The organism is Pseudoalteromonas sp. GW168-MNA-CIBAN-0100, from assembly GCF_040309225.1.
Lineage (GTDB): Bacteria > Pseudomonadota > Gammaproteobacteria > Enterobacterales > Alteromonadaceae > Pseudoalteromonas > Pseudoalteromonas arctica.
The window spans coordinates 1-21,837 of the sequence record NZ_JBEOOL010000015.1 but is presented as its reverse complement, the minus strand read 5'-3'; the positions used below and the strand labels follow the sequence as shown (position 1 = coordinate 21,837).

The window sequence follows — 21,837 nt, the reverse complement described above, 5'->3', positions numbered from 1 at the left end:
TTCAAATCATTATATAATTTGTTGTATAAAGCTAAATGATTGCCCTGGGTAGAGTATTATATCTTCAACTAAATATTGAGCATCTTCTTGGGTGATTTCTAAGCGTTTCATAAGATTCACCTTTGCCTGTGGCAAAGTCCACGCATGGTAATGAATGCCAATATCTGATTCCATCATTGCAAGCATCAATGTTTTATCTTTATCAGACATGTTCATATTGCTCGCCATTGCAGGTAAGTCTTGATAATCAGCCTGCCAATTAAGCCCTTCAATTAATTTTTCATTCGATAGATACTGCACTAAAAACGATTTTTTATGAGAAATAGACAATTTACTGTCGAATGCAACACGATCTAATACTTTTATATTTTCATTTAAAATAGTAACCCACTCTAGCGGTGAATGTACTTCGCCACTAAAGTAATTTAGTTTGCTCTGATACCACTGTGACCCATTTGGCAGGCCTCTCAGACCAACACTACCTCTAGGCTTGTAACTAGCTAAATAATCGCTAAAAGCTCTTATATGACTCTTAAGCGCTGGTTGAACGTCATTACTACCTATCGCACTCAATACATAGCTTTGTAGTAGTGTGAGCTCAATTTTATTCAGCTTTAAATTGCTTTGTTTAGCACTGTCTAGCGTATCTTGGGTTAACTTAAGCCAAGTAATAATATTATCCGGCGTACTTTTTGAACCCTCAAAAGCAAGCATGTTTTTTAATACGTCTACTTGAGCCGGCCAATTAAAATAGCGCTCAGGAAAGCGCTCTGCAATAACCAAGTAGTTTACTTGTGCAATTTGATTGAGATTAAGCTCCATACCCATTAGGTTCTGATAAATAGTATGACGTTTAACTAAATACGCATCAGAAAAGACCAATTGCTCTTTAGTAATCCTATCGATTTTTTTAGCGTCTGGTTGTACAAGTGCCATGTTTAAAGTTTTTAAAGCAACTTGTGCGTCTTCAAATGACTCATAAGGTTGAGGCTGCTTTGAACATGCAGCTAAAAATAAGCACAGTAGTAATGAAAAAGAGAGCTTTTTATACATAGTAGTTCCAATAAAAAAAGCCCCAGAGGGGCTTTTTATAAGTTGCTTTAGCTAATTAAAATTAAATTTTAACACCGTTGCGAGCGGCTTTATCTTTAATATATGTAGACCAACCTTTTGCAAACTTACGTGTGCGAGGGTCATCCATAGCTTTAGTAATTGCAGCATATGCTTGCTTATACTTACCTTGATAGTAATACGCTTCAGCTAAATCTGAATAAATAGTACCTTTTTTGTCAGAGCCAAGCTCTAATGCTTTGTTCAAACGAACAACAGCAGCACTGAATTTCTCAGATTGTAAAAGTAATGAACCAGCTTTACGGTAAAGTTCAGCGTCGTCATCAAATTTAGCAGCTTCTTCATAGTACTTAGCAGCTTTTTCTAGATCTTTAGAGCGATGATAGTTACTAGCAATCGCGCTAATATTCTGCTTTGTACGTTTTACTTTTTCACTCTTAACGGCCTTTTCTAGCGTTACAGCTGCTCTAAAAGGGATCTCGTTTAGAGAGTAAAAGTTAGATAAGACTTTATAATCAACTTCATTTTCAAAGTAACCATTATTGTATGCAACTTCCATCGTTGCTAAACCTTTAGAATAATCCTCAGTTTGTAGGTAATATTTACCTAAACCAATCCAAGCTTTTTTATCATCAGGCCATACACGAACAATTTCTTCGCCAACTTTAACCATACTTGCATAATCTTTAAGTTCAAAGTATGCAGCTAGTTTTAGTTGGAAAGGGCCTTTATTTGGCTCTTTTTGAAGTTTAATTGCCTTATCTGCTGGTTCAAAAACATCACGAAACTGCTCTAGCTGGAAATTAGCTTGGGCAATACGCGTATAAACCGTAGGGTCTTCTTGGCCAGTGAAGTCCATCCAAGCTACATAAGCTTTTTTGGCTTCTTGATACTTTTCAGTACCGGCGTATAAATCGCCTAACAGTTTTAGAGTTTGTTCTTGATCAGCAAAGTTTAAAACATCAGGGGCAACTGCTTGTTTAGAATATTTAATTGCTTCGTCATACTTTTCTTTCTGCGCGTACATGCTACCTAAGTAACGATTTACAGTCGCTTTATCAAAGTCATTCGAAGCATCAATCTCTCTAAGCAAAACAATTGCTTCATCAACTTTTTCTTCGTTGTACAAGTCAAATGCTTTAATTACCTTTTTACCAGTACGCTCGCCCATGATTTTAGTTTTTGCTTTTTTACGCTCTTCAATTTTTGCGTAATCTGGCGCTGCTAAAACAGATGCACTTAAAGTAGCACCAGTCACAGACATAAGAATCGCAAGAGCAGTTACTTTAGAAAAATTTCTCATTACTCGCCTCCTTAGTTGCCTTGGTTAAGTTTAAAGTCTAATTGAACTTGTAAACCTGGTTGTTTCTGTGGTTTTCCGTCAATGATCTTAGGACGGTACTTCCATTTACGCAATGCGCGTTTAGCTTCACGGTCAAAGATACGTTTTGGATCTGCGTCAATTACTTCAACGTCAGTTACTCCACCTAACTCATCAATTGTGAATGAAAGTTGTACCCAACCTTCTTTGCCATCACGTGCTGCTTGCGTTGGATATTTTGGTTCTATACGAACGATAGGTGTCGCATCACCATCTCGTCCAAATGCACCAGGACCACTTAATCCACCAGCTGAACTACCTATATCGATACTACCCATATTAAATGACATAGCACCAGGATTAGGGTTATTATTTTCCGGCTGTGGCGGCTGCGGTTTAGGCGGCTGCTTTGGCGGTGGTGGAGGAGGAGGCGGTACACGCTTCCTCTCCTGCACCTTAGATTCAGGCGGATTCGTCATTATTTCGACTATGATCTGCTCTTTTTGTTCCGTATTACGGTCAGCCCCACCAGAGATGAGGAAGGCCATGAAGTAGAACAAGCCGAAAGTAACTGCCCCACCTGCAATCAGTGAAAACAGAAAACGAATCATTACTGATCTCCAGCTATTGAAATTCTAAGGTTGTCACCCGTCGCTTTAATCTGGTCCATAACTTTAACCACTGTGCCGTGTTTAGCTTCTTTATCAGCTTGTATAATCACAACTTCAGTAGGTTGTTCTGCTAATAAACTTTCGATTTTTGCTGAAATACGTTCAACATCAATTTGTTGTTTATCAACCCAGATTTCGCCGTTACTACGAATAGCAATAAAAATGTTAGCATTTTTTTGCTTAGTAGCTTGGGCAGCTTTTGGTTTATTGACCTCGATACCAGCCTCTTTAACGAACGATGTAGTTACGATAAAGAAAATAAGCATGATAAATACGATGTCAAGCATTGGCGTCATATCAACCGCTGCTTCTTCTTCTTCACGAAAACGTTGTTTACGTGCCATATTTAATTCTCTCTCTAGTGATGAGGCATACTATCAATAAGTTTGGCTTTCACCATTTTAGCTTTTGTCTCAAGACGTGAGCTAAAAAATACTCCAGATAGTGCCGCAACCATTCCAGCCATTGTTGGGATTGTTGCCATTGAAATACCTGATGCCATTAAGCGTGCATTACCCGTACCCTGGTTGGCCATGGTTTCAAAAACCGAGATCATACCAGTAACAGTACCAAGTAAGCCTATTAAAGGACAAACAGCTACTAATGTCTTAATCAACAACATACGCTGATCTAATTTTTCAGACGCTTCAGAAATCCATGCTTCACGGATTCTGTGTGCGTACCAAGACGTAGTGTCTTGGCGGGCATCCCACTTTGCTACAATTTCTTTCGCTGTGCGAGGAAACTCTGCAAGTAGAAACCAATAGCGCTCAATCATTAAAACCCACATCAGAAAGAGTGCTATCGCGACCACGTATAAAACCTGGCCGCCTGTGCCAACAAAATCCCTGATAGATTCCCATATCTCCATCAGGACTAGCATTAGGCTTTCTCCTTCTCCGCGTGAGTAGCAACGATACCCGCGCTTTGCTCATCAAGGATGTGTAATACCGACTTACTACGACCAGCTACAAGAGCATGAAGTAGAATTAGTGGTAATGCAGCAATTAGACCTAGCGCTGTAGTTACAAGTGCTAGAGAGATGTTACCTGCCATGATCTTCGGATCACCCGTACCGAACAATGTGATTGTTTGGAACGTTAAGATCATACCGATTACTGTACCTAGTAGACCTAGTAATGGTGCGATTGCAGCAAGAATCTTAATTATGTTGATACCAGCTTCGATGCGCGGCGTTTCACGTAGAATCGCTTCATCAAGTTTAAGCTCAAGGTTTTCAACATCTTGGTTCTTGTTGTCATGGTACACTTTAAGAATACGACCCAGTGGGTTATTTGTATTCGGTGTAGCAACATTTTTAAGCTGGCTCTTAATCTTACTAGTAGTAAGTGTAAGGTCAACAAAGCGAATTAGAGTAATTAGCATACCTAAAGCTAGTAAAGCTGTAATGATATAACCAACTACGCCACCTTGATGGAAGTATTCCATAAGAGTCGCTTTTTGAGTGTTGATACGTAAGATAGCACCACGAGTCGGATCGATATAAACACCAGCGTAGTTATCTGGTGATGTATTTTCAAGATCAGTGATACCGTCTAAAATATAGCTATCAGGCTGTTTACCTAGAGGCTGAATAGACTTAGTTTCTGGTGAATAAATTAAGTAACCATCGTCTGTAACTAAGTTAAAGTTACCGATACGCGTTACTTTCTTCATTGACGGGTTACCGTCAAGACCAGCAACTTCAGTTTCAAAAGTTGAAACTTTAGCTGATTCAGTCATTTCTGTTTGAAGTGAAATCCAAAGTTCTTCAAGTTCGCGAACTGTAGGAAGTTCTTTAGCAGCAGCTAATGAACGTAAGATTTCTGCACGGCCAGGTTTCTCAGCACTAACTAGTGATGCTTCGATAGAACCGATAGCGTCTTGAGCTGCACGACGTACAACACCAAACATCTCACCCAAAGTACCTTGAGCACTTTGAAGGGCGGCTTCTTTTTCAGCTAACGTGTTTTCATTTTGTGCATATTGCTTAGTTAAGCTTTCACCACGAGACTTCTCAGAAGCAAGTTGGCTTTTAGCTTTATTAAGTAAAGATTGCTTGTCAGCACGATCTGATAAGAACTCTTGTTCACGTTTCTTATCGATTTTACCTTCAGAGATACGCTCTTGCTTTACTTGCTCAAGTATTTTATCTAGAGCTCCAGTATTTGCATGTGCATTTAACGCGGTACCTGCAGAAACAGTTAGTACTGCGGCAACAGCAAAACCTTTAAATAGTTTCTTCATTATTGATTACTCCGCGCCAAAGATAGGTAGTTTAACAAGTTCTAATGTCGCTTGCTTACGCGCCATACGAATAACTTCTTTAACAGGTTTTAGGTATTCTTCACCTAATTCTTTCCACTGTTTAGTGTTGTTATCCCACACCCAAGCATGTTTCAAGTCAAAAGACTGAGCAACGTAAGTAATACGACCTAACTGACCGATATCAACGTTAATACTTTTGCCATCAACTTCTAGTGTACCTTGTGAAGCAGATACAAGTGAGCTGTATGCTGTTTCAATAGTGTAAGCTTCAAGTACTTGACGGAATTTTTCAGACGTCGTTACAGACGCAGAAACCATGATTTCACGTAGTCTTTCAACACGTCCTAAACGCGTCTCTAGATTAAATGGAACGTCCGCTTTGATGAATTGCTCAAGCGTATCGATCATGCGATACATCAAAGGCACAACGTTTTGTTTCGTGTTATCAATCGTAGCGATTTGACGATCAAACGATTCAATAGACGCGTTTTGGCTATCAACCAAGCGCGACACGTGATCGTTATACACTTTCATAAGTTCAGTCTCATCAACAACGCTACGGTACTCAGCGATTAGCTCCTGAGTTTGACCATATACATTGTCAATTTTAGTTTGAGACTTAACCGCAGCCTTTTGAATTTGTTGACCTGCTTTTTGCACGTCATTCAAAGGATCTGCAATCACATTGCTGCTTGCAAATGCAAATGCGCCAACCAACGCAGTTGCTACAAGACTCTTTCTGATTTTAACAGACATAGTTCCCAACCAATTAAGTAATGTTACTTTTATAATTTAATTATCCTCCGAAGAGAACAACCCTGATATCTTTTAATAGATATCAACCTTCCAATAATGCTAAATGCAATTAGCGCTGTCAACTTGATGTTTACTAATCTCTGCAAATAAATAGCTAAGTTAATGCTTAAACAAAAGTACTAGCACACAACTGTTAACATTATTGCAACCAAGCTTTTGCTTAATATTTCGATTAAAGCCTTTTGAGGGGTGTATTTATTCGCATTGTACTGACATAAAACAACATTATTGCAACATTTAGCCAAAGCTGAATTCGCACTGAAAAAAAACAAAAAAAAATATAGATAGATATAACAAAAGTTATTTTTTAAACGATTTCAGCACATTTTATCTCCCCAATAACACTTCATCTGAAAAAACAAACCATTTGTCGCACAAAAAAACAACACTGGATAATCTCTAATACCGCCCACCTTGCTTTATGCACGCAATACCTAAAGCCATTTATAAAACGCGTTTCCCATAAATAGTAATAATAAGTTTCTTTTAGCAAGGCCTGAAATAGCCAAATAGCTTTCGATAATTAGACGAGTTACATTTACCGCTTTAGAGTGCTCATTAATACTATTTAACAGTTAAATTTATTTAGTAACAAAGTTAATCACAAAAAGTTGCTCAACTTTAATAATAATGGACTATAAATGATGCCTAACGCTTCCATAATAAGCTATCAGAGGCCTATAGAGGTTCCCTTGCCCATTTATAGTTAAAGTACAAAACTTCAACCTGATTGCACTAGCAAGACTTACACTAAAATTTACACAGATTGTTATTTGGCATCATTTTTATGTATATAAGTATCGGATCAGTTGGATAAATTGTAAGGGATGTTTTAAATGCGATAGAAAGTGGTTCGATTGTATAAGTTATTCAGATAATTGAATTTTGGGTTTGTATTAAAATAGAAGATTTAAGAATATATGAAATTTGTGTTCAAGGATTTAAAAAGAAGGATTTTATTAATTATGTACATAGAGAGGAATTATGGTGAAACAGAGACCTGCTTCACCAAGATGAACTAGAGTTCACATAATAAATTATGCTGCTTCTACGTTCTCAGCTTCAGGGCCTTTTTGACCTTGTTTGATGCTGAATGTCACTGCTTGACCTTCGCTAAGAGTGCGAAAACCAGAACCAGTGATTGCGCTGAAATGTACAAACACGTCAGGACCATTTTCTTGTTCAATGAAACCAAAGCCTTTAGCTTCGTTGAAAAACTTTACTTTACCAGTAACCGACATACTAAATTTTCCTGTAAGTCAATAATTAAAATTCAGCCATATTATTATGGCAATATCCTCCCTGAGTCAATGCTCAAAAATATGGAGGTACAGTACAGGAACAAGTAATAACCTAACCGGTAACCTTAAACGCAGCACAATATCCGTAAATTCAATACATAAAAACTCAAAGCAAGGTAAGATTAACACATTATATTTTTTTTCGCTCTATTAATTGGGAATTATTTATTAAAAATATAAATTTGTTTTAAATCGCCTTTAACTGACTAATTTCCAAGCAAAAACTATAAAGTATTATTGTAATATATATTGCTATAAACGCGTATAAAAGCCCTCTACAACAGCAATACTGTCAAACAACGCTTCAATAACATCAAAAATACAAACAAAAAAGCCGCTTTAAAAATTAAGCGGCTTTTGGTTTAAATATAAAATATTAACTATTTAACAGACCAATCAATAGTATCTTCTGCTTTTATAGGCACAACTTCAGAGTCGCCTAGGGTATAACTTGCAGGTACGTCCCATGGTTTTCTTTGTAATGTTATTGTATCGGCATTACGCGGCAACTCATAAAAGTCAGGACCAAAGTGGCTTGCAAATCCTTCAAGCATGTCCAAAGCTCCTGCGTCTTCGAATGCTTCAGCGTATAACTCAATAGCGGCATGGGCCGTATATGCACCAGCACAACCACAAGCAGCTTCTTTTTTATCTTTATAATGTGGTGCAGAATCAGTTCCTAAGAAAAACTTTTTATTTCCACTTATAGCTGCGGCCATTAATGCTTGCTGGTGAATGTTACGTTTGAGGATTGGCAAACAGTAATAATGTGGGCGAATTCCACCCGCTAACATATGATTACGATTATAAAGTAAATGATGAGCTGTAATTGTTGCTGCTACATTGCTAGGTGCATTAACTACAAACTCTACTGCATCTTTAGTTGTAATATGCTCTAGTACAATTTTAAGTTCAGGAAAGTCACTTACCACATCCCCTAAAATCGTCTCTAAAAATACTTTTTCACGGTCAAAAATATCAATTGATGAATCAGTAACTTCTCCGTGTACTAACAGCAACATACCTACTTCTTGCATTGCTTTTAAAACCGGGTAAATATTTTTGACTGATGTAACACCCGAATCAGAATTGGTTGTAGCGCCAGCAGGATAAAGCTTTGCAGCTACTATTTTGCCCGTTGCTTTTGCTTTCTCTATTTCATCTGGTGTCGTTTTATCAGTAAGGTAAAGTACCATTAATGGCTCAAAGGCACCTTGTGGGCCTGCTGCCATAATACGTTCTCGATAAGAAAGAGCGGTATCAGTACATGTTGCCGGCGGAACAAGGTTTGGCATAATAATAGCGCGACCCATGTATCTGCTAATGTCTCGTACAGTATCCTTTAGCTGGTCGCCATCACGTAAATGTACATGCCAGTCATCTGGGCGAGTGATAGTAAGGGTTGTTACAGAGTTTGTATTATTGCTTGTCATTACTTTGTTCCAAGGCTGAATTTATCCGATCATAGGCATATGATGTTTTCGAGTAAAGATTTTATTAAAAATAATGCATATGTTGATGACATTACCGAGTTGTGTAATTAAAGCTTAATACTCCAATTCAATTGGGATTAGCTATTGTTATTACTTACAATTAATTAAAGTCATTCGTCATAATAATTTACAGCCAATTAAAACCACTCATCGCTTTATTTTGTACAAAATCCAAGATTAGGTTAACTTAGCTACGTATTTAAAAATAAAAAGAATAATATAAATTGCCTATGTCTTACAAAAATAATGCCTCAAGAGCACTTGAGATAAAAACTGATCAACTGAGTATAATTAATCAATTTTCATCAAGCTTATTGCAACTAGACACACTAGACGAGCTATTTGAGTATGTTACAACGCACGTTGTTAACCGTTTAGGATTTGTTGATTGCGTTATTTACCTTGCCGATAACAATGCTTATACATTAAATCAAGTTGCATCGATGGGTATTGCTCACGCCCGAGACAAATATCAAGCCGAACGTAAAGTAATACGTTTTAGTGAAGGAATTACTGGAGCTGTTGCAACTACTGGTAAAGCCGTAGTTATCGATGATGTAACAAAAGATAGCCGTTATATCGCAGATGAGCGCCCTGCCCAATCAGAACTATGCGTCCCTCTTATATATAAAGAACAAGTTTTAGGTGTTATTGATTGTGAGCACCCTATTAAAGGCTACTTTACAAACGCACACCTTGAAATTCTTACAACAGTTGCCCACTTACTCAGTGCTAAAATTAACCAGGTAAATACGGTAAATAACTTACAAAAAACAGTTGAGCAACTTAACAACGCACAAAAATTAGAAAATAGCTTATTACAAATAGCTAACCTAACCTACAAAGCTAACGACTTAGATACCTTCTTTGAAGCCTTGCATTCAATTATCAATAACTTACTTCGTGCTGATAACTTTTTTATCGCTTTATATGACAAAAAAGTAGATATACTTGACCTTGTTTATATAGTCGAAGAAGGCATAAACACTAAAACACATCAAAAAATATCTAAAGAACAGCTAAAAGACACTGCTTCATATTACCTACTGCAAACAGAGCAAACCTTATTACTCAATAAAGATGCCTTTCAAAGTCATATTGATAACGGTGATTTTAAAATGGTAGGTCGACAATCAGAGTCTTGGTTGGGTGTTCCATTTAAAACAAGTGATCGTATAAGCGGTGTTATTGTTGTACAAAGCTACGATAAAACACTGCAATACAACGAACACGACAGCGCTCTTCTAACTTACGTAAGTCGTCAAATAAGTATGGCAATTGATAGACAACTAGCCCGACAAGAGCTCGAGCATAAAGCATTGCATGACGAGCTTACCGGCCTTGCTAACCGCTCATTACTCATTGAGAGAATAAAGCATGCTATTTTACGTTTAACGCGCGCTAAAAAAAGTACTAGCCATGCCCTGCTGTATCTAGATTTTGACCGTTTTAAAAGTATTAATGATTCGCTGGGGCATGAGGTCGGAGACCATTTTCTTATAAAAATATGCGGCTTAATTAAAAGTACAGTACGAAGCACCGATACATTTGCTCGTTTAGGCGGTGATGAATTTGCTATTTTCATGGAAAATATCACACATAAAAACCAAGTTAATGAAGCTTTAAACAGAATTAAAAGCGCATTAGCAAAACCTCTAAATGTAGATAGCCACTTACTTCAAGCCTCTACTAGTATTGGTATTGCCTATACCGACAACATAAACGATCAAGCTTATATATTACTGCAACAAGCTGATGCTGCTATGTATGAAGCAAAATCCACCGGGCGTGGACAAGTTAAGTTTTTTAATAACACGATGCGTAAAAAACTTAAAACCCATGCGGATATCGAAAACGACTTGCAACACGGTATAGAACACAACGAATTTGAACTCTATTTTCAGCCAATTTTTACAATTACCACAAGTGAGGTTATTGGTTTTGAAGCACTTGTGCGCTGGCATCATCCTAAAAAAGGATTTGTACCACCTAATGACTTTATACCGATAGCTGAAACTACAGGGCAAATTATAAATCTTGATTTACATTTACTTGATTTAGCCGCTCAGCAGATTTCTAATTGGCACCAGCAAGGTCATCGCTTTTTGAAAGTAACGGTTAATGTATCGTCACGGCATTTTGCAAGCCTCGATTTTGTAGCGCAAATACATTCTATTTATAATAAATACCAATTACCTCTGGGTTCTTTATGTTTAGAAATTACCGAATCAGGCTTAATAGAAAATCTAGAACTCGCCACTCAAATAATAGAAGGTCTTTCACCTTTAAAAGTAAAATTGTGCCTTGACGATTTTGGAACGGGTTACTCGGCACTCGGCTACTTGCACCAACTGCCTATTCATATTTTAAAAATAGATAAAAGTTTTATTGACCACCTACAAGATTCCACCAATCCACTTGTTGAAGCCATTTTATCACTTGCGCAATCATTAAAACTTGAGGTTGTTGCTGAAGGGATAGAAACACTTGAACAATTAGCCATTTTACAATCCACCGCGTGCGACTATGGCCAAGGTTTTTTAAAGTCAAAACCGGTCACAGCCAAAGAAGCCATATTACTTATTAATAAGCCCTTATAAAAAAGCCAGCGAGTAGGTCGCTGGCTTAGGTATTACGTATATACTCATTCATTGACCTAAACTAAAGCTAAAAAGCAAAACGCAAAACGCAAAACGACTTTAGTTTTTAAACCACAACCTAAAGTAACCATTCAACAACCCCCCACCCCACACAGTTATCTATATAGTCAAAATTCACACTGAGGTGAAGCACACCGCAATCGATATACTTAAAATACAACATGAAGCAAACTCATCTAAAACTCATCAAACCAGTTTTTGAATGACTTTTATCGTTACTAATTCTAATATTTTCGCGATTCATAGCAATAAACTGCAATAAACCACAATAAATCGCAAGCTTTTAGCCATCTAGACGTTGAAACGTTTTTTATATAGGCGTAGTATGTGGTTAATCTGAGCTGAACTCACTTTTCCCATGAGAATTTTTAAAGATGATTGGTATTAAACATTTAAAAACCATAGCAACCCTAAAAGAAACAGGATCTTTGGTTAATACGGCACGAGAGTTATTTTTGACACAGTCTGCTTTATCTCATCAAATCAAAGATTTAGAGAATAAATTAGATTGCCAATTATTTGAGCGTAAAACTCAACCAGTCCGCTTTACCCCTCAGGGAATGCTATTACTTGAGTTGGCTCACGAAATATTACCAAAAATGGAAGCGACTAAATGCCGTTTGAAAGAAAGCTTAAATCAGCCTATTTCTCAACTGCGTTTAAGTGTGGAATGCCATGCATGTTTTCATTGGTTATTGCCTACTATTAAAGAATTTAATAACTTTTGGCCTGATATAAAAATTGATTACGAGCGCGGCTTTAGTTACGACGCTATTCCTGACTTACTAAGCGATGAGCTCGATTTAGTTTTAACATCTGACATACGTGAACCCGACACATTAGAATACGCGCACTTATTTGATTTTAAATTGAAGCTTATTGTGGCACCGGATCATGAACTTGCTAAAAAAGCGTATGTAACAGCGCTTGATTTAAAAAACGAAACTATTATTTCATACCCTATCCCGCGTGAACGCCAAGATATATTTAAGCATTTCATTCAAAATGCACGTTTCGACGGTACGTTAAAAACGGTTGACCAAGGATTACTTATTTTTCAACTAGTAAGTGCCGGCATGGGCGTTGCCGCTTTACCTGATTGGCTAGTTACACCTTATGAAAGCCAAGGCTTAATTAAATCAATTCCTTTGGGCGCTCTTGGCCTTACTCGTCCTATGTATTTAGCGATGAAAAAAGACATGAAAGATAACCCTGTTTATCGTCACTTTTTAAATACGTGTAAGCTAAATAACGGTCGATAATCATCAATATAATGAGTAATATCGCTGTAATTAACTCTACAGCGTTTAACTCTTATGTTTGTTATTAAAAAAATGATTGGTGGCTTACTTATGCCACTGCCTCTATTTGGTTTATTTGCGTGCCTGATGCTCCTACTCGCATTTAAAGGCCGCAAATCAGCTCTCTTCTTATCTACTTTAAGCTTAATTGTATTACTTGCATTGAGCACACCCTTTATCGCCAATTTAATTATCCAAAATAATGAACCTGCGTCGCTTGCATTTAATACCCTAAAGCATCCAAAAATAGACAAAATAGTTGTACTAGGTTGCGATATAAACCCAAATCCTGCACTCAGTGCTAATAATCAATTAGGTAATTGTGCGCTAACGCGCTTAGTAGAAGGTGTAAAACTAGCAAAGCACTACCCTAATGCAGAGCTTATAGTTTCAGGCGGGGGTTATCAAAATACCACTAATAGCGGGCTTATGTATCAAACGGCAATTAGTTTAGGTGTTAATAAGAGTCGTATATTCCAAAACCCAAAAGCAATGGATACAGGTGAAGAAGCTAAGTTACTGGCATCAAAATTAGTCGACTTTAAGGTTGCACTAGTAACATCTGTACTGCACATGCCACGCGCAAAAGACTTATTTAATGCTCAAGGTATTGAAGTCATACCCGCAGCCACTGATTATCATAATTTTGCTGCACTTCCATGGAGCAAACAGTTTATTCCCAATGCTCATGCCTTACTTGTGGTTACGCAATACAGTCACGAAGTAGTAGGAAACACATGGATAAGTTTGCGCCGCTGGATAGATCCAGAGGCACTGTAGCTCATTTCGTCTAACTAACCTGAACTCTAGATAATAAATCTATCTCAAGTAGAGTTCAGGTTAACTAATAGATAGCCTAGTTAAACTGGGTTATCTATATCTATAAATGTCACATCAAAACCATGCTCTTGAGCAAGTAACTCACCCAGAGCTTTTACACCATAGCGCTCTGTGGCATGATGCCCTGCGGCAAAAAAATCAATGTTTTGCTCACGAGAACTATGAATTGTTTGCTCCGATGCCTCACCCGTTAAATAAGCATCAATGCCTTGCTCTGCAGCTAAATCAATATACCCTTGCCCACCACCGGTGCACAGTGCAATGGTTTCAATTTTTGTTGAACGTACTAAGCTTGTGAGCGGGGTTCGATTTAGCACTTTTGCAATTTTATCTGCAAAATCCTCACCACTTAATGGTGTTTTTAAACGCCCTTTCATTGCTACGCTATTTGAAGTTGGCTCTAGCCCTGTTTCAATTTCAATATCCAATAACTTTGCAAGTTGCGCGTTATTGCCAACTGCTGGATGAATATCAAGTGGTAAGTGATAGCCAAATAAATTAATATCGTGTGCTAATAACGCACCTATACGACGCTTTTTCATTCCCGTTATTGGTTGGGATTCCCCTTTCCAAAAAAATCCATGATGAACTAAAATAGCATCTGCTTGTTGCTCAATGGCAGCATCTATTAAAGCTTGACTTGCGGTTACACCCGTCACAATTTTTTTAATTTCGTTTTTACCTTCGACCTGTAAGCCATTTGGGCAAAAATCTTTAATTAATTGAGGTTTTAAAATGTCATTTAGGAGTTGGTTAAATTCTCTACGTTGCATATAACTTACCTTACTTAGCACTGAATTTTGTGCAAATTTTGGCGTTTATAGCCTTAAAATGGAAGGAAAATCGCAAAAAATTGAAAAACTGTTTTAAAATAGGTATAAATACCTCTTCTTTATCTGTGTTCACAACGTATAGGGTCTCTGATGAGCAAACTAGACAAAACAGAAGTGTTATCTGCCTTTGAAGCAGCGTACGAAACTGCCAATGGTAAAAAACCTGAAATCACAACTAAACCTGGTTGGTACAGCATTGATGGCGGTAAAAATTTACGCCTAGCTGACGTAGCAGAGCTTACTAAAAAGTTAAACTCTGGTAAAACAACTAAAACGAAAAAACCAAAAGCAGCTGCGCCTGTTAAAGCACAGAAAAAAGCGCCATTCACTGTTGTTACCGAAAACGAAGAAGGTTACACAGCGGAAGAACTTTGGATTGTAATTTTAGCTCGTAAAGATCATGACTGTCGCTTACCGCGCGGTGTTGTTTAATCAACATTTATGATTTTTAAAAGAAACCGCGTTAAGCGGTTTTTTTATGTGCGCGATTTGCTAAAAAATATCTAAAAATTATATTAATTATCGTCTTCCAACCTTAATTGCACCATTTAATCAAAAAAATAGAGCCTTATAAGTTGAGTAAGACTAAAAAAAGCGGCTATGTAGCCGCTTTCAAAAGATCAAAATAAATTATAACTTTTCGAAGTAAAGTGGTTCGCGCTCTTTTTTACCCACTTCACTCATTGTCTCTGCATTGAATAATCGACCATTGATCATGGTGTAATCTACTTTATCCGAATCTCGAATATTTTTAAGCGGATCGCCATCTATAACCATTAAATCTGCCAGTTTGCCCACTTCAAGCGAGCCTACGTTTTTATCAAGCCCTAAATACTTAGCCGGATCGAGTGTTGAAGCACGTATAGCCTCAAGCGGTGTCATTCCGCCTTGTGCAAACATCCACATCTCCCAGTGTGCACCTAAGCCTTCACGCTGACCGTGAGCACCTAAGTTAACTAATACACCTAGGTCTTGTAGCTCAGCAGCAACGCGTGCGTTATTAAAGTGATTATAGTGATGATCGGGCGCTTTAATGCGGCGCATAGAGCGTGGTAATAATTGATTTTTTGGCACAAATTTACTTAAACGCGGGTGATTCCACACATCAGTTTTATCGTACCAGTAGTTCTCACCCCAAATGCCACCATAAGCCACTACAAGTGTTGGTGTATAGCCAACATCACTTTGCGACCATAACTGCTTTATATCGTCGTATATGTTCTCTACAGGGATTGAATGCTCAATACCTGTGTGTCCATCTACAATCATACTTAAGTTATGTTGTAATAATGAGCCACCTTCTGGTACTACCATCATTTCAAGTTCACGGCCTGCTTCAATAACTTGTTGGCGCTGCTCACGACGTGGCTGGTTATACGATTTAACACTAAACGCCCCTACTTTTTTAAGGCGCTCTAAATGAAATTTAGCATCGTCTAACGAGTCAATATGCGACGTATAACCTGGCATATTTGCGCCATATAAAATAGTACCGGTTGAGAAAATACGCGGGCCAACAATCATGCCTGCCTTTTGCATTTCGCTTGCGGTAAATATTTCAGAGGTATCGTTTGATGGATCGTGAATTGTAGTAACACCTAGCGCTAAACCTGCAAAGTTTTTCCAGTTTTGCTCAGGTATAATTTCGTCACTTGCTTGCGAGCCATGTGCATGAGCATCAACAATACCAGGCATAATAGTTTTACCTGTTACATCAATAACCTCAGCACCTTTAGGAATGCTTATATCGCTGGCTGTACCAATTGCTTTAATATGCTTGCCATCAGTGATAATTACACCATTTTCAATAATCTTTTCGCCGTCCATAGTTATAATTTTTGCACCAGTGAGCGCAATCATACCTTTAGGCTCTGCCATTTTTTTACTGAAACCGATATTATCGCCACTTTTCACTTTAAAGTCGGCATCTTCGGCTTTGTTAATGGCAAACATCCCCTCAAGGCTTGCATGATAAAGCTCAGGCCCTAATGTCCAGTAAAGTTTGTTGCTCTTAGCACTCCAACTAATGTTTTCACCAGCACGTACCGATAACTGCTCTATTGGAAATTGACTGTCTTTAGGCCCAATATTAATTGTTTTACCACTTTGAACAAACGGTGTTACAAATACTTTAAATCGCTCAGCAAAAGCCAGATATTGCCCATCTGGTGATACTCTAAATTCTGTAGCATGCTCTGACTCATATAGTTTGCGAACTTTTTTACTTTCAAGTTCTACTACGCTAAGCGTTGGTTTTGGCCAAGGACTCATTATAAAAACGCGATCGTTTGCATCTCCAAATTGTGGTTGATAACCACTTTTTGAAATAAGCTCACTTTTACCGCCTTTTGCGCTTACGCTATATATACCAGGGTTAAGTGACCATTTAGGGTTTAAAATACTGCCCCCCGTGGCTTTTCGATAAACAACCGTTTTCCCATCTGGACTAAACGTAGGCTCTACATATTTCCCGGGCTCTTTAGTAATTGTATCGCCACGACCACTGCGCGCAGAAACCACTCTTACAGACCCTTGTTTGTTATCATCCCATGTGGTGTAAACTATTTTTTTACCATCGCGAGAGTACTGTGGAAATAATTCGTAATGATCAGTTTGCTTTGTTAAACGCTTAATTTTACCCGACTCTAAATCACGTTTATAAATATGCCCAAGCGCTTCAAAAATTGCCGTTTCTCCATCGGGGCTTACTTGCACATTACGCAGCATTTTTACATCAAATTCATCAGTATCTAAGTTTTGTGTAAAGCGCACTGCTTTTTGAATTTTTTTAGTGGTTTGCACTTTAAAAGGAATGGTTTTTACAGATTTGTCTGCAACATCTAGCTTGTGAATTGTACCACCAGCCCAAAATACTAACTCTTCGTTATCGGGTGTCCATGCAATAGTTGGGTATACACCATGAATAGCCCATGTTTCTTGCATATCTCGCTCAAGCTTATCGTAAAGCTTAGTGTGCTCACCGCTAGTTAAGTCATATAAATACAAGCTAGTTTGAAAGTCATCACGCTTTATATAAGCAAGCTTTTTACCATCTGGTGATGGTGTAGGCCTAATAGCACCGCCCATCGTATCGATTATGGTTTCAATTTCACCCGTTTCACGGTCGTAGCGCTTAATTTTATAAATGCCCGCTACAGAATCTTTTGAATAATGAAATGTTTTACCGGGTGTTGCATCATGCGAAAAGTATACATAACGACCATCTGGTGAAAACATTGGCTCACCTAAATCTTTTTGATCGTTCTCGCGTTTTGTAAGCTGCACGCCCTTGCCACCCGCTTTATGATACAACCACACTTCACCTGCTCCCAATGAGCGGCTAGCTGTAAAGTGTTTACGCGCAACTAAGTAGTCGCCATCAGGACTCCATGCAGGACTATTTAGTAATCTAAAGGTTTCATCGGTAACAGCGTGTTGATTTTCACCATTTAAGTCCATTATCCAAATGTTATCGCCACCACCTTGATCGGAGGTAAACGCAATACTTTTGCCGTTAGGACTAAAGCGTGGTTGCATTTGCCATGCAATATCAGAGGTGAGCTTTGTGGCTGTACCACCACTCATTGGCATAGTATAAATATCGCCAAGTAAGTCAAACACCACGGTTTTACCATCAGGGCTAATATCTATATTCATCCATGTGCCCTGATCAACGCTAATTGCAGCGTCAACAAATTGCCCCTTAGGTGAATCTACTTGCCATTTTTGTTCGTCTTTTTCAGCGGCATTTACCTGCCCTATCGCTAATGACACCGACAGCGCCAATACTGTATGAAGCATTTTTTTCATGCGTTTCTCGCTTGTTATTGTTGCAGTAAAAACTATTTCACATGATTGCAACAAAAACAAACGCAACTTGCCAGCGTTATATGATAAAGCGCGGTTTATGTAGGTTTAATGCCAAACAATAGGGTCAAATTGATAGTAATTAACTAGCATACTGTAAATTTCAGGATCGTATCGGCGAAGCTCTGCGGGTTTTTCGAGGAAGGTTTCGGTGAGTACAGCAAAAAACTCAGCTTCGTTAGTCGCACCATAGCTGTGAATAACATGCGGCATGCTATAGGCAACATGGCTTTTTAACTGGGTGAAAGCGCGACTAAATACTCTGCCCCACTCTTTGTAATCTGCTGAGCTTTTTAAAATGGGTGTGCCCGTTGTTTTACCTGTTTCTTGATCGAGTTGATGCGCAAACTCATGAAATACCAAGTTATGTCCATCGCTTGGTAAACGATTACCCTCAAGTACATCATGCCAGCTTAAAACGAGCGTGCCGCCAGGCCATGACTCGCCTAGTCTTACCGTATTATGGTAACTCACAAGTCCTGCACTATCGCGAGTTGATTGCGGAGCATAATAAGCACTTGGATATAATAAAATTTCTTTTACATTTCTATATAACGGCCACGGTTTATTAAGTACTAATACACACGCATCGGCGGCAACAATTAACTTCATTGCAGACGTTAGCCTTAAGCCATCACAACCGACAAAGCGTTTTTCGTTTAAAAACCACGTAATATGTCGCTCTAATTTTTCTCTGTCGGCGTCGGTCATTTTTTTATAGATGGGCATGCAACGCAGTAAAATATCTTTTTGCTGCGAATTTAAAGCAAAGTCTTTATATTTACTGCGCCATAATCGGTTTTGAATTGATGGCCAACGCCAGAAAATCACCACAAAAAGAATTAAAACAACAATTAACAGTCCATTTATCATGGGGATTTCCTGAGCTAAGGTATGGTATATAAATATGTCCAGCACACGTGCTTTTCAAGCATACAAGGTTATGTATTTGAATATAAAGTAACTCACATCGCATTGCTTATAGATTACTTATAGATTACTTATAAATTGTTTACTGCTTTGCACTGCCGTTACTGATGTGTTTAAAGTTAATTTTTGCAAAAGGTATCAAATGTACCCTGCAATGTGTTTATAAATTTCGCTACGTGCAAACCATCCATTAATGAATGGTGTACATCGATAGCTAAAGGCATTGTGCCTGTGTGTTTATCAAACTGACCAAATACAAATTTAGGAATGCCTAAACTCTGCCCTTCACTAAATGCATGCGAAAACGCACTAAAATTCAGCCACGGCAAAACAGATATATGAATTAAATCTGCCTGCCCTTCTGTTTGAGCAAATGCATCAGAAAATAACGGCTGTAATTTCGCTTTTTTACTTACGTCACTTGCATGATTTGCAAACTCTTTAAACTCGCCTGTGCTGTTAAAATAACTAAAAACAAACGTATCGTTTTCAGACAACTCAACCACACTTGCGCGAACACTATTAAGTAACCATGGTTGATTATCTATTATACGTAGCATTATTGAATCGTACTCATGGCACGCTTTTAAGGTGCAATATACATACGCTTGAAAAAAAGAAAATTGATTGGTTTTGCAATAGTCGTAAAGTGTTTGAATATCTAAACGTACACACACATTAAAATAAGGCTGAGAAAAGTGTTTAAATAATTCAAAGTGTTGCTTTCTAGGCCAATTATCTAAATCGATAGGCTGCATGAGAGAAGTTGAGGGAGTCATAATTTGCCGCACAAAATTAAAAATAAAGTGTACCGCTGTTCAGTAATAATTGCATTAGGGTCTGTTGATCTTTCAAGGTTAAATCCGCAAAGATCAACACCCCTTAACTTACAGATAAACAAAAGGTGTGCAATTGCACACCTTTATTGCATTTTAGCTTAAATTTATAGACCGTTTTTAATGATCTCTTGCGCTAATTCGTCAGCAATTAAATGCGTTGATTTTTGCTCTTTTTCGCTACGGGCAAAGATTTCAGTTAACGTATTAAAAATACCTTCAACATGTTTATTAGACGCTGCTGCACTGTAACCTTCTGGCGCTGTTTCGTAATAAACATTAATAATACCACCAGCGTTAATTACGTAATCTGGTGCATATAAAATGCCTTTTTCACGAATAACTTCACCGTGGCGAGACTCTGCTAACTGATTATTAGCACAGCCTGCAATAATAGTCGCTTTTAAACGCGGTATCGTTAAATCGTTAATAGTCGCACCTAATGCACACGGTGCATAAACATCAACATCTAAGTCGTAAATTTCATCAATGCCAACCGCAGTCGCGCCAAAATCATTAACTACGCGATCAATTGCAGCTTGGTTAATGTCAGTTACAAACAACTCAGCGCCCGCATCAGCTAAATGCTTACATAAACCATAAGCAACAGCACCTAAACCTTGAACAGCCACTTTCACACCTGCAAAATTTTGATGACCACGTTGATGCTGTAGCGCTGCTTTAATTCCTAAAAACGTACCGTATGCTGTAAATGGCGATGGGTTACCACTTTTACCTTCAAGACCCAGTACGTAATTAGTTTCTTTATTCATGATAGCTACATCAGCACATGTGATGTTTACATCTTCTGCTGAGTAATAGCTGCCATTTAATCGCTCTAACTGGCGACCAAATGCACGAAATAATTGCTCAGATTTAATTTCTTTCGCATTACCTATAATTACAGATTTACCACCACCAAATGGTAAGCGCGCAACTGCATTTTTATAAGTCATGCCCTTTGATAAACGTAGCACGTCGTAAACAGCATCTTCGTCGTTCGCATAATCCCACATTCTACATCCGCCAACTGCAGGACCTAGGTTGGTATTATGTACAGCAATAATTGCTTTTAAACCCGACTCTTCATCAGAACAAAAAACCACTTGTTCATGGTTATCAAATTCAACTCGATTAAACACAGCCACTTAAAATACTCCGAAATAGTTAACCCGTGAGAGGGTATGCGCGCTGGAAATTGCCGAGACTTTATCACTTCATATTCGAGTTCGCTATACTCACAGAAGATAAAACCAATGAAAACATCAAGCTTAAATTAAATAACCGGATTAAAACTTTTATATAGATAAAAAATTCACAAAATCGTTGTTTGTAAGTTTTAAAAACTATAAATAGAACAACCACACCAACTTACGTTTACGTGAACGTAACACAACTATTGTGTGTAAAGTTTAATATACAAGTGCTGCTTGCCCGCCACGTACTGCTGCCTATAGGTTTCCAGTAAAAAGTGAGCTTTTTCGTAAACTGGTCAGAGCTGTAAACTTGGTAATGACTCTATTTAAAAAAACAAAAAAGCGAGCACTAGGCTTAATGCAGATCGTTTAAGCTAATTGAACGATCTTTCAAAGGGCTCATAATAGGCTACAACAGAAGTTGTGGCCTATT

The 21,837-nt window shown here is 38.0% G+C and carries 18 protein-coding genes; 4 read left to right on the top strand and 14 right to left on the bottom strand.

Annotated features, from left to right (window positions below; all coding sequences use genetic code 11):
• Positions 1-9 precede the first annotated feature (9 nt).
• From AAEY62_RS10780 to pyrC, 9 genes are all read right to left on the bottom strand, one after another.
• Positions 10-1,053: a hypothetical protein gene (locus AAEY62_RS10780; RefSeq protein WP_024590815.1), complete on the bottom strand. Its 1,044-nt coding sequence runs from the start codon at positions 1,051-1,053 to the stop codon at positions 10-12.
• A gap of 61 nt (positions 1,054-1,114) precedes the next feature.
• A complete protein-coding gene (locus AAEY62_RS10775) occupies positions 1,115-2,374 on the bottom strand; it encodes a tetratricopeptide repeat protein (protein WP_024590814.1) in 1,260 nt (419 codons plus the stop codon).
• Positions 2,375-2,385: 11 nt separating this feature from the next.
• Positions 2,386-3,003, bottom strand: a complete 618-nt coding sequence (locus tag AAEY62_RS10770; protein WP_024590813.1) for an energy transducer TonB — start codon at positions 3,001-3,003, stop codon at positions 2,386-2,388.
• Positions 3,003-3,407 (bottom strand): ExbD/TolR family protein, encoded by a 405-nt coding sequence (locus tag AAEY62_RS10765; protein ID WP_007583867.1) that lies wholly within the window; start codon positions 3,405-3,407, stop codon positions 3,003-3,005. Before AAEY62_RS10765 ends, AAEY62_RS10770 begins: the two co-directional genes overlap by 1 nt.
• 14 nt (positions 3,408-3,421) lie before the next feature.
• A complete protein-coding gene (locus AAEY62_RS10760) occupies positions 3,422-3,946 on the bottom strand; it encodes a MotA/TolQ/ExbB proton channel family protein (RefSeq protein WP_002961709.1) in 525 nt (174 codons plus the stop codon).
• The gene (locus tag AAEY62_RS10755) at positions 3,946-5,310 is read right to left on the bottom strand and encodes a MotA/TolQ/ExbB proton channel family protein (RefSeq protein WP_007583865.1); all 1,365 of its coding nucleotides are present in this window, start codon (positions 5,308-5,310) and stop codon (positions 3,946-3,948) included. The genes AAEY62_RS10760 and AAEY62_RS10755 overlap by 1 nt, the downstream gene beginning before the upstream one ends.
• Before the next feature lie 6 nt (positions 5,311-5,316).
• A complete protein-coding gene (locus AAEY62_RS10750; RefSeq protein ID WP_024590812.1) occupies positions 5,317-6,087 on the bottom strand; it encodes a DUF3450 domain-containing protein in 771 nt (256 codons plus the stop codon).
• Between the two features lie 1,097 nt (positions 6,088-7,184).
• Positions 7,185-7,388 (bottom strand): cold-shock protein, encoded by a 204-nt coding sequence (locus tag AAEY62_RS10745; protein WP_002961702.1) that lies wholly within the window; start codon positions 7,386-7,388, stop codon positions 7,185-7,187.
• Positions 7,389-7,828: 440 nt separating this feature from the next.
• Positions 7,829-8,881 (bottom strand): dihydroorotase, encoded by a 1,053-nt coding sequence (gene pyrC / locus AAEY62_RS10740; protein WP_024590811.1) that lies wholly within the window; start codon positions 8,879-8,881, stop codon positions 7,829-7,831.
• A gap of 290 nt (positions 8,882-9,171) precedes the next feature.
• Here pyrC and AAEY62_RS10735 point away from each other — a divergent pair, with 290 nt between their 5' ends.
• From AAEY62_RS10735 to AAEY62_RS10725, 3 genes are all read left to right on the top strand, one after another.
• Positions 9,172-11,541 (top strand): EAL domain-containing protein, encoded by a 2,370-nt coding sequence (locus AAEY62_RS10735; protein WP_024590810.1) that lies wholly within the window; start codon positions 9,172-9,174, stop codon positions 11,539-11,541.
• 434 nt (positions 11,542-11,975) lie between these two features.
• On the top strand, positions 11,976-12,863 hold the full coding sequence (locus tag AAEY62_RS10730) for a LysR family transcriptional regulator (RefSeq protein ID WP_002961689.1): 888 nt from the start codon (positions 11,976-11,978) through the stop codon (positions 12,861-12,863).
• A gap of 54 nt (positions 12,864-12,917) precedes the next feature.
• Positions 12,918-13,682, top strand: a complete 765-nt coding sequence (locus AAEY62_RS10725) for a YdcF family protein (RefSeq protein ID WP_350634934.1) — start codon at positions 12,918-12,920, stop codon at positions 13,680-13,682.
• A gap of 80 nt (positions 13,683-13,762) precedes the next feature.
• On the opposite strand, the gene AAEY62_RS10720 is transcribed toward AAEY62_RS10725, so the two are convergent.
• Positions 13,763-14,515 carry a Nif3-like dinuclear metal center hexameric protein gene (locus AAEY62_RS10720; protein ID WP_010555099.1) on the bottom strand — a complete coding sequence of 251 codons (753 nt, stop codon included), beginning with the start codon at positions 14,513-14,515 and terminating at the stop codon, positions 13,763-13,765.
• Between the two features lie 150 nt (positions 14,516-14,665).
• On the opposite strand from AAEY62_RS10720, the gene AAEY62_RS10715 reads away from it, so the two are divergent.
• Positions 14,666-15,007 carry a hypothetical protein gene (locus AAEY62_RS10715; RefSeq protein ID WP_002961684.1) on the top strand — a complete coding sequence of 114 codons (342 nt, stop codon included), beginning with the start codon at positions 14,666-14,668 and terminating at the stop codon, positions 15,005-15,007.
• 198 nt (positions 15,008-15,205) lie between these two features.
• Here the strand turns inward: AAEY62_RS10715 and AAEY62_RS10710 are convergent, their stop codons facing one another.
• From AAEY62_RS10710 to AAEY62_RS10695, 4 genes are all read right to left on the bottom strand, one after another.
• Complete coding sequence (locus AAEY62_RS10710; protein ID WP_024590808.1) at positions 15,206-18,385, bottom strand: amidohydrolase family protein; 3,180 nt, start codon at positions 18,383-18,385, stop codon at positions 15,206-15,208.
• 105 nt (positions 18,386-18,490) lie between these two features.
• Positions 18,491-19,315, bottom strand: a complete 825-nt coding sequence (locus tag AAEY62_RS10705) for a M90 family metallopeptidase (RefSeq protein ID WP_002961680.1) — start codon at positions 19,313-19,315, stop codon at positions 18,491-18,493.
• A gap of 176 nt (positions 19,316-19,491) precedes the next feature.
• Positions 19,492-20,130 (bottom strand): CatA-like O-acetyltransferase, encoded by a 639-nt coding sequence (locus tag AAEY62_RS10700; RefSeq protein WP_024590807.1) that lies wholly within the window; start codon positions 20,128-20,130, stop codon positions 19,492-19,494.
• 185 nt (positions 20,131-20,315) lie between these two features.
• Positions 20,316-21,356, bottom strand: a complete 1,041-nt coding sequence (locus tag AAEY62_RS10695; protein WP_024590806.1) for a Leu/Phe/Val dehydrogenase — start codon at positions 21,354-21,356, stop codon at positions 20,316-20,318.
• Positions 21,357-21,837 lie beyond the last annotated feature (481 nt).